The organism is Mesorhizobium salmacidum (SeqCode) (assembly GCF_037179605.1).
GTDB lineage: Bacteria > Pseudomonadota > Alphaproteobacteria > Rhizobiales > Rhizobiaceae > Mesorhizobium > Mesorhizobium salmacidum.
In genome coordinates this window covers 42,656-59,116 of the sequence record NZ_JAPYKS010000026.1, presented here as the reverse complement: position 1 = coordinate 59,116, position 16,461 = coordinate 42,656, and the positions used below count along the sequence as shown (strand labels likewise).

The 16,461-nt window shown below is 60.7% G+C and carries 13 protein-coding genes; 10 read left to right on the top strand and 3 right to left on the bottom strand.

Annotated features, from left to right (window positions below):
- Together O7A60_RS26820 and O7A60_RS26815 are read right to left on the bottom strand one after the other, a co-directional pair.
- On the bottom strand, positions 1–389 hold a 389-nt coding region (locus tag O7A60_RS26820; protein WP_337108753.1), incomplete at its 3' end, for an IS110 family transposase.
- Between the two features lie 595 nt (positions 390–984).
- Positions 985–2,316: a hypothetical protein gene (locus O7A60_RS26815; protein WP_337108752.1), complete on the bottom strand. Its 1,332-nt coding sequence runs from the start codon at positions 2,314–2,316 to the stop codon at positions 985–987.
- Positions 2,317–2,529: 213 nt separating this feature from the next.
- Between O7A60_RS26815 and O7A60_RS26810 the strand changes: the two genes are divergently transcribed.
- From O7A60_RS26810 to O7A60_RS26785, 6 genes are all read left to right on the top strand, one after another.
- Positions 2,530–3,084 (top strand): hypothetical protein, encoded by a 555-nt coding sequence (locus O7A60_RS26810; RefSeq protein ID WP_337108751.1) that lies wholly within the window; start codon positions 2,530–2,532, stop codon positions 3,082–3,084.
- A complete protein-coding gene (locus tag O7A60_RS26805; protein ID WP_337108750.1) occupies positions 3,084–4,406 on the top strand; it encodes a hypothetical protein in 1,323 nt (440 codons plus the stop codon). Before O7A60_RS26810 ends, O7A60_RS26805 begins: the two co-directional genes overlap by 1 nt.
- Positions 4,403–5,695, top strand: a complete 1,293-nt coding sequence (locus O7A60_RS26800; protein WP_337108749.1) for a hypothetical protein — start codon at positions 4,403–4,405, stop codon at positions 5,693–5,695. The genes O7A60_RS26805 and O7A60_RS26800 overlap by 4 nt, the downstream gene beginning before the upstream one ends.
- Before the next feature lie 218 nt (positions 5,696–5,913).
- Positions 5,914–6,849 (top strand): trypsin-like serine protease, encoded by a 936-nt coding sequence (locus O7A60_RS26795; RefSeq protein WP_337108748.1) that lies wholly within the window; start codon positions 5,914–5,916, stop codon positions 6,847–6,849.
- Positions 6,846–8,861: a caspase family protein gene (locus O7A60_RS26790; RefSeq protein WP_337108747.1), complete on the top strand. Its 2,016-nt coding sequence runs from the start codon at positions 6,846–6,848 to the stop codon at positions 8,859–8,861. The genes O7A60_RS26795 and O7A60_RS26790 overlap by 4 nt, the downstream gene beginning before the upstream one ends.
- A gap of 21 nt (positions 8,862–8,882) precedes the next feature.
- Complete coding sequence (locus O7A60_RS26785) at positions 8,883–9,881, top strand: serine protease (protein WP_337108746.1); 999 nt, start codon at positions 8,883–8,885, stop codon at positions 9,879–9,881.
- Positions 9,882–10,979: 1,098 nt separating this feature from the next.
- Here the strand turns inward: O7A60_RS26785 and O7A60_RS26780 are convergent.
- Complete coding sequence (locus O7A60_RS26780) at positions 10,980–12,017, bottom strand: LacI family DNA-binding transcriptional regulator (protein WP_337108745.1); 1,038 nt, start codon at positions 12,015–12,017, stop codon at positions 10,980–10,982.
- Between the two features lie 286 nt (positions 12,018–12,303).
- Here O7A60_RS26780 and O7A60_RS26775 point away from each other — a divergent pair, with 286 nt between their 5' ends.
- From O7A60_RS26775 to O7A60_RS26760, 4 genes are all read left to right on the top strand, one after another.
- A complete protein-coding gene (locus O7A60_RS26775) occupies positions 12,304–13,323 on the top strand; it encodes a sterol desaturase family protein (protein WP_337108744.1) in 1,020 nt (339 codons plus the stop codon).
- Between the two features lie 96 nt (positions 13,324–13,419).
- Entirely contained in the window at positions 13,420–14,400 is a 981-nt protein-coding gene (locus O7A60_RS26770; RefSeq protein ID WP_027146658.1) for a sugar ABC transporter substrate-binding protein, read from the top strand.
- A 171-nt stretch (positions 14,401–14,571) separates the two neighbouring features.
- Positions 14,572–15,576, top strand: coding sequence for an ABC transporter permease (locus O7A60_RS26765; RefSeq protein ID WP_337108754.1), 1,005 nt, complete (start codon positions 14,572–14,574; stop codon positions 15,574–15,576).
- Complete coding sequence (locus tag O7A60_RS26760; RefSeq protein ID WP_337108743.1) at positions 15,573–16,397, top strand: ATP-binding cassette domain-containing protein; 825 nt, start codon at positions 15,573–15,575, stop codon at positions 16,395–16,397. The genes O7A60_RS26765 and O7A60_RS26760 overlap by 4 nt, the downstream gene beginning before the upstream one ends.
- The last annotated feature ends 64 nt before the right edge of the window (positions 16,398–16,461 follow it).

The following is a 16,461-nucleotide window of genomic DNA, read 5'->3' as shown; positions in this document are numbered from 1 at the left end:
CGGGCCACCAACAGCGCGCGCCACAACCGGCATTGCCGGCTCTTCACATGCACCTGCCGATACCAGCCCGTGCGCATGATCTGCGCAAGCGCGCGCGCATCGTTGCGATCGGTCTTGTTAGGCATCGTCTTCATCGCGGCGTTCGCCTGGCGCGTCTCTATACAGATCGCAGGCAGGCCTTCGGCGCACAATCCATCGTGAAGCCAGGCCGTCAGCGAGCACGCTTCCAGCCCGATGCGCTCCAGCGGCAGATCAAGCTTCCGCAACGCATCGGACAAGGCCTGCGGTTCGCTCGCCGCTCGTGTTTCCTTCACGATCCGACTGCTCTCATCAACGACGCAAATCGCGGTCTCTTCCAAAGATACGTCTAATCCAGCAAAATACTTCATGGCTGCTCCTTCCCGATGTTTGTGGCGCTCCAAGGCGATCACGTTCTAACATCCCGACAGGAGTAGCCGCCCGCATCTGGGCTCGGGCGAGACCCCAATCACCCCATCTGTTGAAAAAGGTGCTCGCCGCAGGTCGATGACCGTGATTCATTCTGTTCGTCGCAGTCCTTTTTTCGCGTCCGCAATCCTCCGCGCCGGCACAGCGACAATGCTGCGCATATCTCGGTTGAATTCAACCACGTTGACGCCGCGATGGATTGTGGTCACGCGCCTTGTGACCGTCAGGGCCACAAGGTGGGCAATGGCCACTGCTGTGTCGGCTTCAGCCTGTTCCTTTGCGTGCCGGTGAACGTGGCAGTCCTGGAAGGCAAACCGAGACAGTCGCGTTCGCTCCGCTTTCCATTTCATTGCCGGGCGACGTTTCGATGATGTTGCGGCCACCGAAGCTCGACGCGCATGCGCGATCTTCCCAATTCGTGCGCTCCGTCATCGGCTGATCGGCCTCACGAACAAGAGAGTTTGACATGCAACAGATATTCCTGCTGCCGGCATGGCCAGGCCGGCACCTCCTACGCTGACGGAGTGCCTGACCACCCTAGAATTCTAGGTTAAGTTTGCTCGCCATCTCCCGAGTCCATGTCCCTGTCGCGAAACTAAGCGTCGTTCGCTGAAGGGCGACGAGCGTCTCGGCCGTCAGCGGGCTGAACACGTTGTCTGGGTTCAGTCCGAGCTGTTCTTGCAGACGCCCAACGATCTTGCCGCGTGAGCCTTGCCTGAGGCACATTAGAGTGTCGATTGAGCCGCCACCGATGGCCGCCACCGCAGCAGCTTCGTGACCCGTCACCACAACGGCGTCAAAGCGTTTGCCGTGGTTCTCGTTCTCGAAACCGGCCATTTTCCGAAACGATTTCCATTGTCCCGTCGCGGTCGAGTATTTTCCGCCAGGCGTCTGCGTCCCGTGAAGCGTCAAGCAACCGACAGACGAAAAGCTTACGGACAAGAACGCCGGATGGATATTGTCGCCCGGCCTGGTGCGGTCCCACGTGTCCTGCGTCCCGTAGACGAGGTCGTTCGTGGTGCGTAGCACGAGTGCCTCCCCCGCGAATTTCCGTTCGGGGCCGTTGCCAAGGCGGAGGACGTAGGGAACCTTGCCGGCATGCCCGTAATGGGTTCCGACACAGTATTCGTAGCATCCAGTTGGTAGCATATTGCACTTCAGCCTCCATGCCGTGCCGAAGTTGACCTTGTTGTAGTATTTTAACATCCCCGTGCGGCGTGGCACGGTCGACGCCTCGTAGAAAGAAAGTCTCTGCTCTTTCGTGTCTACGACACCAATGGAGCACAAAAAGTCTTCATGATTGGGCCTGGTCGCCCTGAATTTTATGGACGTTTTGTCTTCTACTTCGCTTGAGCCATCGAAAATCACACAGCCGCGCAGCGCCAGGACGAACTTGCCGTTGGTGGAGGTATCAGGCTCGAAACACCCGACTTGCATCAGCCGCCGAACGAGGTCCAAGGTAAGGTCGAAATTGACGTCTGCGCCATTCCCCGGAACATGCCACGTGTCCGGCGCATTCTTCGGATCCTCCGGCCAGTGGGCGTCGGAGAGATTGAGGTGAGGTGCCTTAAAACCGGCCTTTGCCGTTTCTTGCAAGGCCAGAGAAGTGAGGGAGCCGTAGGTATCTAGGTCTTCCTCGGTTTCCTCTACACCGTCGTCCTCGACATCATCCGAGGCGACATCACCATCTTCCGGCACGGCCCGGTAAAAGCCTGGGTCGAGCTCCCGCCCCGAAATGGTGATAAGGCTGCGAGCGCGCAGGGAAACATAGACGTCGGACACCGCAAGTCCCGCAAGCAACTGCTCGTCTAACAGTGGATACCACGAGCCAAACTCGTGCGAGAACGAGGCGACCGCGACCTTGGTCAAGATCGTGTTGTCGTACAGATCGACCTCATAGTCCTCGATTAACTCGCCATCCGAGAAGCGCTTGTATCCATCGAGGTAGGGCTTACGAGGGATGCCGCCTCGGTATTTGTCGACGATCTGGCCGATCTGACTTCGGCGCTGGGCGCCTATACGCCGAAGACTTTCAAAGCACTTCCGGGCGCTCCTGCCGCCGCGACCGCGCTGGGCGGCAGGATGGCGGAGCTGAGCCAGGACTACACTTTCGCCAGTGCCGCCAAGACCGTCGACCTACTCAGGGCAGCGGCCGACCAGATGACCCAGTTCATCAAAGGCAGTCCCGATGCCGCCAAACGGGTTCTGAAGCAAACGGATGCTGCGGTGACGGCCTTCAACAATCTCTCGGCGGAGATCGACAAGCTGGGACTGAAGGATGTGGGCCTGGTGGTGCGCGTCAGGGAGGCGAAGCTCGGCGACACCTATCCACGATATTACATTGCGAACCGGTGGTGCGACGCGACGGCCTACATGCGCGCGCACTGTGACCGTCAGGCTAAATGCGACGTCGGCGCCAGCTACCAGACCGATGTGTGCGGCTACAACCCCGCCCCGAGCGCCGAACCGCAGCATCGCGGTCTATACGTCATCTACGAATGCGTGAGGAACCTCGAAGCAAACTTCGACAGCGGCTACGACCCGACGCCTCTCGCCGGAAACGCACGCCTCCAAAAGCCGGTCAACGACTATGTGGTGCTGCGCGGCGGTGGCAGCTTGATGTGCGCGGTGAAGTGATGGCCGACGCCCAACAGTTCATTTTCTCATCGCTCAAATGGCTCGTCATCGTCGCTCTCGGCGGATGCCAGGTGATGGATTCGTCGGTCAGCTACGAAGACCGGGCCGACGGCGCGCGGCAACGCAAATGCGAATCAGCGCTCGGATCCTACGCGCTTTCCTATTCGACGGTTCACGTCCAGGCCTTAAAGTATATCAATGGCAGCGGTCAGCAAATCGGATCTCCGGTTCTGCAAGTGTCCGCCCCGATGGCCCATCCCGATCCTAATCCGGATCACATCTACTGCCTTGATTTCCTGGAAAGTGCGTTCGCCGACGATGTCGTGTCGATCGGCTATTCGAATACGAAGGACAATCTTAACGCCGCCCCTGCCGTTGTTGCTGGCGAAAAGGCCTCGGGACTGTTGTCCTACGTCGTCTCAAAGAATATCGACCAGACAGGCGAGATCATCCGCAACCTGATCCGGGCTATATTCATCGTCGTCTCGGGTAAATACAATTTCAATTATAATCGCCAACTGCTGCAAGCCAACATGACGCCGGTCTCCCTGACGGAGCAGGACGTCAATCCGTTCGATCTCGCCGACATGGCGGGGCTGAACCACGACCTGCGCCCATATGGCTACTGCCTGACGCTCGGTGACTACACCTACGATACCCAGCGTTATTCGGCCGACGCCTATTGCAATGCGCCGGAAATCTCCTTGCGTCCCGCTTCGGCTCCACCGCTTCTCGTCGCGGCGAAGCAGCAGAAACTACTTAGGCCTGTTCCGCCGAGCGGGATTCTCTACCGCCCGAAGCAGCCTTATTCGGTCTTCGTCTATGTGCGCGACGATCCGGAGATTGGCGGCCCCTGGCAACTGCGGCTCACAAAGACGATGATGCTGGAGAACATCTCCCCGATCCTCGGCCTGCATGTCAGCCGCTCGTTCTTTGCCGAACATCGCACGGCGCTCGCCTTCGACGGCGGCAATCTTGTCAGCGTGTGTATCGCCAAGGGTAGCGAGGTCGAGGGCGCGATCCAGATTCCGCTCGATATCGTCTACGGCCTCGTGTCGCTGCCGACGGAAAAGATCGCTCAGGAAATCGACTTGAAGAATGGCTCCGTGGATCTGATTAACAAACAGAAGGATCTGCTCGCGCTGCAGAACCAGATTCTTGCCGCGAAAGCCGGAGAGTATCCGGGAGCGGCAAAAGGGCAGGTGCCTGGTGCGCTCGGCGTCAAAGCGGGTACACCACCCGCGCACGATGCTAACTATGTGCCAGCCATTGGCGGTATCAGCGACCTCGGCGTCTCCAGCATATGCAAGGCGATCGAATGACCCCGCGCGTAATCGCCTTGACGAGATTGATCGCGTTTGTCCCATTTGCGATTGCGCTGACATCCTGCACGCCGGTCCTGAGCACGTCTTCCTTCGATTCCGACGCGCAGGCGGCTCATCCCACCTCGTGCGACGGTTCGGCTCTCGGCAGCTACATGCTCCCCAAGAAAGAGATCAGCTTCGTCATCCTCAAAACCGGGACGGTGGGCGACCAGACCTATGTATTCGAGATGAAATCCGACGACGGAGCAAACGCCGTCGACGGGCCTTCCTTCATTACGGTCGGCGACGGCAAGCAGCGCTGCCTGGATTATCACACCAACGCGTTTTACGAGGATCTGATCCGCGTCGATAAAGATTCGAGCGGTCAGCTCCTTGAAAACGTATACAGCGGCACGGTCGACAGAACCCCGAAGATTGCCGAAGCGGTAGCCCAGGGCATCGTGGCCGCAGCGGCGGGCAATCGCGATTTCCGGGGTGCGAACAACCAGATCGTCTATATGACGAAGCAGTTCGACCTGTTCGATCAGCGTCGGCTGACGGAGGAGAACAGCTCACTGCGGGATGTCGGTTATTGCATCTATATCGACCCGACCGACGATCCCTATGTTCCCCTGTGGATGCAAGACCAGTGCTCGGGCAAGAAGGTGTCGGGGACCTATGTATCAAGGCAACGCACGGCAGATTATTCCCGTAGCAGTCAATACGTCGCCGGCGAGGGCCGTATCGGCATCCTCTACAAGCCGCTTCTGTCGCACACGCTCGTCATCCTGAAGAAAGATGATCCGACCTCGGCCAAACCCTGGCGCGTCTGGCGGCGCCAGGTGGTCGAAATGCCGAACCGGGCGCCGATATTCCTGCTCCAGGTGAGGCGCGGAATGTTCACCACGCGGAAGACAACCATTTCCTTCGATGATGGCCTGCTGCTCGCGGTCAAGGTCGACAAGCAAAGCGAGCTCAAGGGCCTTACGGACGCCCTCGTCAACATCGTCGGCATCGCCGTCCAACTGCCGGCGAAGGCGCTCATCCTTCGCCAGAGCGAGGTGCAGAACCAGGCCGAGCTCATCAAGGTCAACCAGCAATTGCTGCAGTCCTATGCGCTGCTGGAGCAGCAGCGGGAAAAGAACGCGCAATTGACGCACGCCAACGGAACCGACACGGGCCAGCGCAGCGGCCCCTCCCGGTCGGCGTTCGACAATGTCGCGCTCGAGGCCTGCATCCAGAACGCCGAACTGAACGGCATGGCCGACCCCAGGGACTACTGTCAGACACGCGAAGCGGAGCAATGATCGGCGCACGACCATATCCACGGACGCGCCAGGGGAGGCCGTCTTGTCACAGGAGCCGGCGGCGCCCAGTAATCCTTCTCACACTCCTTATCGCGCTTGTCTTACCGGCCCGCGCAGCCGTGTCATCGGCGCAGGCGCAGGAAGATGCCGGCGGCGAGCAGACGGTTATCATTCGTTACAGCCAGCTTTCCCGTTCCTCTCCCGTCGGGGCCGGTGAAATGTTGAAAAGCGACTATGAAGCCTACAAGCCGCCTGAGCCGACGCCAATTACGCCTAAGATTGCCAACGGCCAGGACGTGCAGCTTCGGAACTTTTCCGAGGTGGTACGCATCCAGTTCGCGGATGATGAGGGGGATTCAACCTGCACCGGCACCATCATAGCCCGTGACAGCATATTGACGGCCGGCCACTGCGGATGCGGCAGTGGATACCGTCTCGACATTCAGGTCGGCCATCCGGGACCTTCGTCCGCAAAGTATGTTCCGCTGCAACTCGTCGACGGGCCGATCGTCTTTCCCGGCTATGACTGCGTGCACAGGGCCGGTATCGGACGCGATCTCGCCCTTTTCAAGATCAGGCCCCTGGAGATCGACGCCGACGGTACTCCAAAGCTGGAAGATGAAAGGAACGGCGAATTGATCATCGTCTTTCCCGTCATTCGCTCGGCGGCCCTGGTCCTCGATGATCCGGAATTGCGCAGCCTCTACATCGTCGGCTTCGGCGCGACGGAGAGCGGGGAACTCGCCCGCAACCTGCAAGGGGCGCCGGTCGCGCTGCTCTCGCGTGACTGTCGCACCGGCTACTACGCACTCAGCGTCTGTGCCATGTACCGGGAATTCGTGATGGGGCACAGCTATGCCGATCCTTCCGCCGCGCCTGCCGACACCTGTGGCGGCGACAGCGGCGGACCGGCATACCGGATGGATGGCGATCTCAAGATACTGTTTGGCGGCACAATCGACCAGCCCAGCGCGAGGACATTGGTCGGCGTCACGTCCCGGGCGCTGTTCGGCGTGAACCATCCCTATCCCGGCTATTGCGGCGGTGGCGGCATCTACACGGCCGTCGGCACCGCACCGGTGCTTGCATGGCTCAGGCAGCACAATGTCGACTTTAGCTATGATCCCTCGCCACTAGCGGAGAATCCGCAATGAAGGCGTTGCCCTCGAACTTTCGCGGCCGGATCGCCGCGCTTTTTGCGGCGATGCTGATGATAGGCCTCTTCATCTCGCCATCAATCGCCGGCACACCAGCCGGCAAGGACGGTCCCCGCTACCATGCCTTTCTGTTTGCCAATTCCGACTATCAGCCTCACGACCAGATTCCGAGCGCCAAGGCGGATTTCAATCGGATGGAACAGCTGTTCAAGAAATTGGGATACGATATCTGGCCGCCGATCGACGGCGACGGGCAGATACGGTCGGTGAAGCGCTTTTACGAGTATATGAGTGAGGCCAGGGATAAGCTCGGTCCGGACGATGTTGTCGTCATCTACTATTCCGGTCATGGCTTCTTCTACGGATATCAGAACTGGCTCGTACCGCTCGACTATTCGAGGAAAGAGCACAATGCGCAATATCTGCGCGAAGACGCTATAGGTCTCATGGACGTGATCAAGGGGCTTGCGGCGAGACGGGTCGACTTCGTCGCGGTGTTCCTCGACGCCTGCCGGACCACGGTCTCCTTTCCGCTTAGGGTCGGCACCGCCGACAAGGTAGCCAGCCCGGACCTTACCGCGGATATGATCGTACCGCCCCGTTTCCAATATGGCGGTCCCTCCCTCCTGGGCGAGGCTTTCGGTGTCCCCGCGCAGGTAGGCAGCCAAGCGTTCGGCGGGTCAGCGGACAAGGTCCCGAGCCTCTTTACCGGTATCCTTGCCCAAGTGCTGGAGGGGCACACCGTACTAGGCGATGCGGATGCCCAGCTGCCGAACGCAGTGCAAGAGCTTGTCGATGAAGGAAAGATCGCACAGGACACGCTCAATCCCTGGATCTGGGCAAGGCCAGCGACTTTCGATCTTGATCCCCATGGACAGAGCCATGCGGAAAGCCGAACGGAGCGATTGTGGCAACAGACCCTCGACCGGTTGAGTCGCGGCCAAGTGCGCAGCTTCCTGATACTCAATCCCGGCACCGGACGCTCGAAGGAAGCCTGGGCCTATCTCGACACCCACCCCAACGATCCCGTCGACGATGGGGGCCATTCGGCCGTCGACGCGATCGCGCTCGACCGGTCCTACGAACAGGCGGTAGGCAGCGGCATGTTGGTGGCGGTCGCTGTGCCGCCGCCCAACATCAATTTTCCGCGCGAAACGGTCGTTACCGAAGCCGACAGCCGACGCGATTTCGGCAAGGTGGTCGTATTCGGCAACAACCCGGCCGAAATCGCCGCCGGTTTCCAGGAGCGCTACGCCCAGGCGGGTTCGCGCAACAAATTCACGATCGATGTGCTGCAGGATGCGAAGCGTGTCGTCGCGACCAGGCAGCTCAAACTTCGCAACGGACCGAGCTTCTCGTCGGACATCGCGGCCAGGATCCGCCCGTCAACGGCGTTCGAGATCGGCGATATCAAGGTGGATCCTAAGGAAGACACGCTGTTCATGAGCGTCGAGCCTTCCACCAAAAGCAACGATTTTATGAGAGGATTCGGCCTGGAGGAGCACATAATCAACAACATCTCCGGCGGCGTGCCGGCTGCGGGTGGCCCCTTGCAGAACTGGGCCGACACCAACGTGGCTCCTGCTGCCGGCCCAGGCTTCAACATCATAGGACATGCGCTGAAGGAGGTGGTTTTTGATCAGGCCGCCATGGACGATCCCGGCGGCTCCGTTTCCATCGGTTCAAAGACGCACGAGATCGTGGCTGACGCCAAGAGCATCAACTGGGCCACTATTGCCGTTAATTTTTCGCCCGTGGACATCTCCGAACTGGAGAAAGAGCTTTCACAAATCGAGGACGAAGCGTTGCGCGTCAAGCTCCGCTACAAGATCGCCGTCACGATCCAGGAAAATGCCGAAGAGCTCGCGGCAGCAGACCTGACGGCCCGCGACGCGCGCAGCCAGTTGATCGGCGCCGGAATCGACGGGACGAGGATCAGCATCGTCAAGGACCGTCTGCCGGACATCGGGCGCGGCGCGCGCATACGCTATTTCGGATATCCGCGCTGAATTTCGGGATCGGAGGAAAGTATGCATATCGGGCAAACACTCCATGCGGCGATCGCGATGGGGCTCGGGAGCGCGATGCTGAGCCTCGCGAGCATGGCGAGCGCCCAGCAGCCATCCCGCGATTTGGACATCTATGCCCTCGAGCGCGCGCGACAGGGCAAATGCGTGCCGGGGACACCCATGTGCGGCCAGGGTGGGGTTCCCAAGATCATCAATGGGCGTGAGGCGGAGGCTGGCCGCTTTCCCTGGGTCGTCTCTGTCGGGATAGCCGAAGCCATCAACTTCAACGGCCATCGCTGCGGTGGAACCATCATCGCGGAGCGATACGTCCTGACCGCCGCGCACTGCTTCGGCGCCGGAGCGCCACCATCCCTCTACGCGGTCCAGTCCGGAACCGTCTCTCTGGGACGTTACATGGACAAGACGAAGGTCAAACGGATTCTGATCCACCCCGACTTCGATCCCGACACCCTCGTTGCCGACGTCGCGCTGCTCGAGATGCAGGAGCCCTTCGTGTGGAGCGACGCCGTCAAACCGGTCACGCTCGAGGATGACGACACCTTTCGAAAGAGCGGGCATGAAGACGTGAACAGCGTCGCCATCTACACCGTCACCGGGTTCGGCCAGACCTCCGACAACGGCCTGCCTGCCAGCCGGCTGCGCTATGCCGATAACCTTCCCTCGCTGACGACCGATAAATGCCGCGCCCTCAAGGATTGGAACGAACCGGTTCTCGGTGACGCGCTCAAGGCCGGGATGATCTGTGCCGGCGACACCAACAACACCGATGGCTCCGATGCCTGCCATGGCGATAGCGGCGGTGGGCTCATTTACTACGTTGCGCCCGACCAGCCGCGAGTTGCCGGCATCGTCTCGCGGGGCGCGCGGGCAGACGGAAAATTCGACTGCACGGACAATCCGCTGCGCGTCGGCGTCTACACCAAGGTTTCCACGTACCTTCCTGCTATCGAAGCTTGTATTAATCACGATCCGGCCTGCATATTTCGGAGCGTGAATTGATCTGATAGGCGGATAAAGAACAAATCAAATGCCGATTAGGTCAAGGAATCAACAGGCTCGCTTATCTCCTCATGCGAGCGGCGGCCCTTGGGCTAAGATCGTTCAAATTTGCGCCGCGAGCGCCTCGCGCGTTTGGAGTCGGTCAGCAAATTTCTCCCCACCGGTCCCGCAAACATTGCGAGAGCGTTGCAAAAGCGGAATCGGATGTCGTGGCAGGGCTGTGCAGAGGGCTCGGTACGATAAGTTCGAATGACCAATATCCTGTTCTGAGCGCCGAGAGGAGCTAGTCCGCTTGCGGCCCCATTTGGTGCAGATCGTGGCGACTAACGGAAATTAAAATCCCTCTTCCTTCTGGTCACTAGGTTCGCCAGACCATACGAGATCATACGAAGGATATGGGTTGGCTAACCATCCTGTAAGCCATTGATTTTCTTTTGAAATCCCACACCCTCCGGGCCCACCATAACCTTTAAATATCAATCAGTTATGGCCAACTTCGCTCTGAAGTGGGACAATTCGCTTTGTTCTACGCAGGACTCAGTTCGATCGCTCTGGCATGAACATGATCCATGCGCGGGGACAATCTATGGCTGGCTCTATCTTTTACCCTTGCTCCGGTTCGTCGATCGGGTTGCGCACAGCCATTCATAGCGCAGTTGTTTCAAGGCTGAAAAGACCACTGGACGATAGGGCGGCGAAAGGCGGTAACGGCGTGCGATCGGGATGGTTTGGAGCGCTACATCGATCGGCCGCGACTGTGAGTAAGCTGGAGTGAAAACAGCAACCGTGTCCCAATGGTCATTGAAGCTGCGTTATCCTGACTTGGAAGAGGCTTCCGCCGAACCGTCATTTATGGCCGTCGTTCTCGCTGCGCCTGTTGAACGACGGCTTAGCGCCTGAAGTCGGCCGTTTTTCGGCGTGTTGGACTTTGTCCAAGAGCGGACCTCCGTGGAAAGCTATGCGTCGATGCCAGAAATGTCGTGCCCCATCTCGCCCCCGATGAGGATAGCTCAGCGTTTTCCAAAGGGCGCAAGATCATGTTGGACCTTTGTCGGAACTTTCATATGAAGCTCCTAACGCTGTGCTGTAATCTTTGCTCTAAATATTCTCCCGCGTGTATACCTCGAACGGCAAGATGGCGGTCAAATTACCACCATCGTTCGGGGCGGCAACGGCGCGGACCATGCCGGTCAGCGCTTCGAGCGCGATACGGGCGAGCGGGTGCGAGATGATGAAGGTCAGCGTGCCGTCGAGCAGCGCCGGACGGGTCGACGCCATCAACTCATAGCCGACGACGACAAGGCTGCCGGCGCGGCCGGTGGAGCGCAGGGCCGCGATAGTGCCGGTGATGCCGCCACCGGCGACATAGAGGCCGGACAGATCCGGATTTTCGTTCAGCAGCTTTTCGGTCATCTCCTGCGCGATGGCGCTCGATTCGAAGGTCAGCAGCGGCTCAAGCAGCGTGAAATCAGGGGCGTGCTCGCGGAAATAGGAGCGGAAGCCGCTCTCGTTCATTTCCTGGCAGCGATAGCGGTGATTGCCGACAAGGATGCCGAGCTTGCCGGGCGCCTTGCAGACATGCTCGAACACCCAGGCCGCGGTGCGGCCGACCTTCCAGCCGTCCAGCCCGATGTAATGAACCTGACCCGTCGCCGATATCTGCGAGATCAGCGCAAACACCGGCACGTTGCGGGCCTGCAGCGCATCGACCGCCTGGGTGACAAGCGGATGGACGGCGGCGACGACGCCGACGGCGTCGCATTCGGCGCCGAGCGCCAGCAGGCGCGCTCCGACATTCTGCGGCGACAGGTCGTCAAGAAACTCGATTCGCAGCTCAATCTCGCAGTCGGGCATGGTCGGCGCCACAGCGCGCAGCGCCTCGGCGACGTTGCGGTAGAAGGCGCGGCCGGGCTGGTGCAGCAGGAAGCCAAAGCGGTAGTGCGGCCTTGCGGCCGCTATGCGGCTGCGCAGCGCGCCCGTGCCGTAGAAGCCGATCTGCTCGGCCGCCAGCCTGACGCGCTCGCGCGTGCCTTGGCGGACGGCGCCGGTGCCGCTCAGCACCCGGTTGACGGTGGCCACCGAAACATTCGCCTCGGCGGCCACATCCCTGATCGTCGGCCGCTTGTTCTGATCCATTTCGTCTCATCCGCCTGTGGCAATTGATACGAAGATATCATTTACCATGCCAGATTGATCTGAATGACACAATCAGTTTGGAACAAACATTCTATTCTTGATTCATTTTGGATCAAGATGTTTATCTCGTCAAAAGCAAGCAAGGCGGACGCACCGTCAGCCCAAGGGATAGCAGCAGCATAGCGCAGACGGGTTTTTGCCCACCGCCCTCTGGCGGAGTGAGGCAGCGTGCGCGTGCGGTCCGTCCCAAGGCGCTGCAGGTGCGGCATTGCGGGTGGAGGATTGCATGGACGATCTCAAATACGGCGTGCGCGACAAGCGCGGCGACTGGAAGCCGAACGGACGCATCGAGGGAGCGCCGTTGTGGAACTGGCCACCGAGGCTGCCGAAGATCCTGGCATGGCTGCCCGGCTATATCTGGCCGTGGAATGCGTTCCACATGGCGACCGCGCTGCTCTACTGGTTCTATATCGTCCCGAGTGTCGAGACGATGAAAACCATCGGCTGGGGCTGGGCGCTGTGGCTCTACGCCGTTAACGCGGCGGCGATCCTCGTCTTCTACGGCATCTTCGAGCTGCGCTACTACATCAAGCGAACCCAGGCGACGCGGTTCAAGTACAACCACAAATTCCCAAGCGACGCGCCCTCAGACGTGTTCTGGTTCCAGAGCCAGAACATCGACAACTTCCTGCGCTCGTTCTTCATCACCATCCCGTTGTGGACCGTGGTCGAAGTCGTTTTCCTCTGGTGCTTTGCCAATGGTTACGTGCCGTGGATCGGCTGGTCTGATCACCCGGTCTACCTCGCTGCCCTGGTGCTGGTCGCGCCGGCCATCCACGAGGTGCATTTCTTCTTCATCCACCGCCTGATCCACTGGGGGCCGCTCTATCGCTGGATCCATTCGGTCCACCACAATTCGATCAACCCGTCGCCGTGGTCGTCGCTGTCGATGCATCCGGTGGAGGGGTTCCTCTATCACGCGGTCGCCTTCTGGCACCTGGTCATCCCCTCCAATCCGATCGTCGCGCTATTCCAGCTGCATGTAGCCGGCTTCGGCGCCGTCAATGGCCATCTCGGCTTTGATAAGCTGGAGGTGACCGAGGACACAGCGGTCGAGAGCCACGCTTACGCACACTACCTGCATCACAAATATTTCGAGGTGAACTACGGCGGCGACGGTCTGATCCCGCTCGATCGATGGTTCGGTACCTTGCACGACGGCACCAAGCAAGGCGACGCCATGATGGACGCCCGTTTCCAGAAAAAGAAGGAACGTATGAACGCCAAGGCCGCGGCGAACCATTGATCAAGCGACGCAACGCGCAACGGGAGAGGTGCGCGCCTGCGGATGAATTCGATTTTTTCTAAACCCGTCTGACGACGGCAACCGGGAGGAAATGAAATGAAAACGATCACGAAACTGTTGACGGCGATCATGCTTGCGGGCGTGGCGGCGACATCGGCCACGGCAGCCATGGCCGATGGCGCGAAGATCTTCGTCATCGGCGGCAAGGCGGACGACCCGTTCTGGTCGAAGGTCAAGAAGGGTGCGGACGACGCCGGCAAGGTCGCCGAACTGACTGGCGGCTCGGTGACCTGGCTCGGCCCGCAGAACTACGACAATCTCGGCCCGGACGCCGCCAAGCTGATCCGCACCGCGCTCAGCCAGAAGCCGAGCGCCATCGTCGGGCCGGACTGGGTGCCCGAGGCCATGGACGACGCCTTCAAGGAAGTCGTTGCCGCCGGTGTGCCGCTCATCATCTACAATTCCGGCGGCATGGATGCGGCCAAGCGGCTCGGCGCCATGAACTATGTCGGCAACGAAGAATACGTGGCCGGTCTCGGCGGCGGCACCTATTTCGGCAGCCACGGCGCCAAGAATGTATTATGCGTCAACACCTTGCCAGGCTCCACCAACACGGAAGACCGCTGCAAGGGCATAGCTGACGCCATCGCCAAAAGCGGCGGCAAATCCACCCAGCTGCCGCTGCCTTCATCCAGCTTCGGCAACCCGACCGCGGTCGCCGAGGCGATCAAGGCCGCTGTGCTGAAAGACAACACCCTCGACGGCCTTATCACCATCAGCGCCGGCGACGCCAACAGTGCGGCCAACGCCATCAGCCAGGCCAATCTTGGCGACAAGGTCAAGCTCGCTTCCTTCGACATGGACGAAACCGGCCTGCAGCGTATCAAGGACGGCACGCAGATGTTCTCGATCGATCAGCAGCCTTACCTGCAGGGCTATCTCGCGGTGTCGCTGCTCAACGGCTTCGTCAACTATGGGCTCGACCTGCCGACGAAGCCGGTGCTGACCGGACCGGGGATCGTCGATGCCGCCAACGTCGGCGCGACGATGGGTGGTGCGGCGGCCGGCGCCCGATAGCTCGCTCGGAGTGTCCGGCCCCTCCGTGGGCCGGACATCATCAGCCCCGCGCCGCCGCCGAAAGGTCGCGCCAGGCTCCCTATTATTCAAGCCAGGGACACTTCGATGATATCCCAAGCCCATCACCAACCTTCCGTGGCGACGGCTGCGCCGTTCGTTCCGCGCTCTTCGATGCCCTCCGTCGGCAGCCTCGTGCGTCGCCCGGAAGTCGGCTCGCTGATCGGCATGATCGCAGTCCTGATCTTCTTCTCAATCTTCGGCGGCGCCAATTTCCTGTCGGCCGGCGGCGCCGCGAGTTGGCTCAACGTCGCCTCGGAACTCGGCATTATCGCGCTTCCCATCGGGTTGCTGATGATCGCCGGGTATCTCGATCTCTCCGTGGGGTCGATGATCCCCGCCAGCTCGATGACCGTCGCCATCATCTCGGGCCACTATGATCTGCCGATCATCGTCGGCATTCTCGCGTCGCTCGGCCTTGGCCTGGCCGTCGGCTTCATCAACGGCGTCCTGGTCATCCGCACCAAGGTGCCGTCCTTTGTCGTCACCCTTGCAACGCTGTTCGCATTGGCCGGCCTGACACTCGGCCTCTCGGTCATCCTGTCCGGCAGCACCAGCGTCGCGCTGAAGAGTGGCTCCACCGCCAAGCTGCTGTTCGGCGATTATCTCGGCGGCAAGTTCGAGGTGACGCTGTTCTGGTGGATCGCCGCCATCCTCATCGTCGGCTTCATCCTGAACTTCTCGCGCTTCGGCAACTGGATCCTGGCCATGGGCGGTGACGCGGTGAGCGCCCGCAATGCCGGCATCCCGACCGACCGGGTGACCATCGCGCTGTTCATGAGCAGCGGCCTGTGCGCCTCCTTCGTCGGCATGTCGCAGGCCATCCTCTACAACAGTGCCCAGGTGGCCGCCGGCCAGTCCTTCATCTTCAACTCGATCATCGCGGTGGTCATCGGCGGCGTGCTGCTCACCGGCGGCTATGGTTCGGTGGTCGGCATCGTGCTGGGCACGCTGACCTTCTCCATCGTCAACCAGGGCATTTTCTACACCGGCTTCGACGCCAACTGGGCTAGCCTGATCATCGGTGTGCTGCTGCTGGCGGCCGTGCTGATGAACAACACCTTCCGCACCATGGCGCTGACCTACGCGCCGCGCACCAAATCGAGGGTTCGCTCATGACCACGCCCCTGCTCAGGCTGACCGGGATCAACAAGTCGTTCGGTCCGATCGACGTGCTCCACGACATTTCGCTGGAGGTCAACAGAGGCGAGGTGTTGTGCCTGCTCGGCGACAATGGCGCCGGCAAGTCGACGCTGATCAAGATCCTCTCCGGCGTCCACAAACCGACATCGGGCACGATGGACATGGATGGCAAATCCGTCGCCTTCGACAGCCCGCGCGACGCCAGCGACCATGGCATCGCGACCGTCCACCAATTCGGCGGGACATTCGCGCTGATGAGCATCGGCCGTTCCTTCTTCGTCGGCGCCGAGCCGACGCGGCGCTGGGGACCGCTCACCATCTACGACCGCAAGCGGGCCAACGAGATCGCCGTCACCGAGATGCGCCAGCTCGGCATCACCCGCATCGACGACGGTGATCGCCTGGTCGGCGGACTGTCCGGTGGTGAGCGTCAGGCGCTGGCGATCGCGCGCGCCGTGCATTTCGGCGCCAGCGTGCTGATCCTCGACGAGCCGACCGCGGCACTCGGTGTCAAGGAGGCGGCGCATGTCCTGCGCATCGTCCTGCAAGCGCGCCGCAAGGGCATCGCGGTCATCTTCATCACCCACAATGTCGTCCACGCGCTGACCGTGGGCGACCACTTCGCCGTCCTCATCAGAGGTTCCAAGGCCGCCGACTTCCGCAAGGGTGAGAAAAGCCGCGAGGCCATTACCGACCTGATGGCGGGCGGCGAGCAGATGGCCGAGCTCGAAGCCGAGATCGAGAGTTTCTCGGCGGCTGACAACGGCCATGCGCCGCGGGGCGCGAGCCATGCGTGACCAGTGAAGACGCCCATCTCCTCCCGGGCATCTTCCTGTACGGCCGGCGGAATGCGTGGTCCGC

Bases quoted from the DNA above. Each gene is read 5' to 3' on its own strand.
- O7A60_RS26795 (WP_337108748.1), top strand. From the start codon at position 5,914: ATGTTGAAAAGCGACTATGAAGCCTACAAGCCGCCTGAGCCGACGCCA.
- O7A60_RS26800 (WP_337108749.1), top strand. From the start codon at position 4,403: ATGACCCCGCGCGTAATCGCCTTGACGAGATTGATCGCGTTTGTCCCA.
- O7A60_RS26790 (WP_337108747.1), top strand. From the start codon at position 6,846: ATGAAGGCGTTGCCCTCGAACTTTCGCGGCCGGATCGCCGCGCTTTTT.
- O7A60_RS26810 (WP_337108751.1), top strand. From the start codon at position 2,530: ATGGCGGAGCTGAGCCAGGACTACACTTTCGCCAGTGCCGCCAAGACC.
- O7A60_RS26770 (WP_027146658.1), top strand. From the start codon at position 13,420: ATGAAAACGATCACGAAACTGTTGACGGCGATCATGCTTGCGGGCGTG.
- O7A60_RS26780 (WP_337108745.1), bottom strand. From the start codon at position 12,017: ATGGATCAGAACAAGCGGCCGACGATCAGGGATGTGGCCGCCGAGGCG.
- O7A60_RS26785 (WP_337108746.1), top strand. From the start codon at position 8,883: ATGCATATCGGGCAAACACTCCATGCGGCGATCGCGATGGGGCTCGGG.
- O7A60_RS26760 (WP_337108743.1), top strand. From the start codon at position 15,573: ATGACCACGCCCCTGCTCAGGCTGACCGGGATCAACAAGTCGTTCGGT.
- O7A60_RS26805 (WP_337108750.1), top strand. From the start codon at position 3,084: ATGGCCGACGCCCAACAGTTCATTTTCTCATCGCTCAAATGGCTCGTC.
- O7A60_RS26765 (WP_337108754.1), top strand. From the start codon at position 14,572: ATGCCCTCCGTCGGCAGCCTCGTGCGTCGCCCGGAAGTCGGCTCGCTG.
- O7A60_RS26775 (WP_337108744.1), top strand. From the start codon at position 12,304: ATGGACGATCTCAAATACGGCGTGCGCGACAAGCGCGGCGACTGGAAG.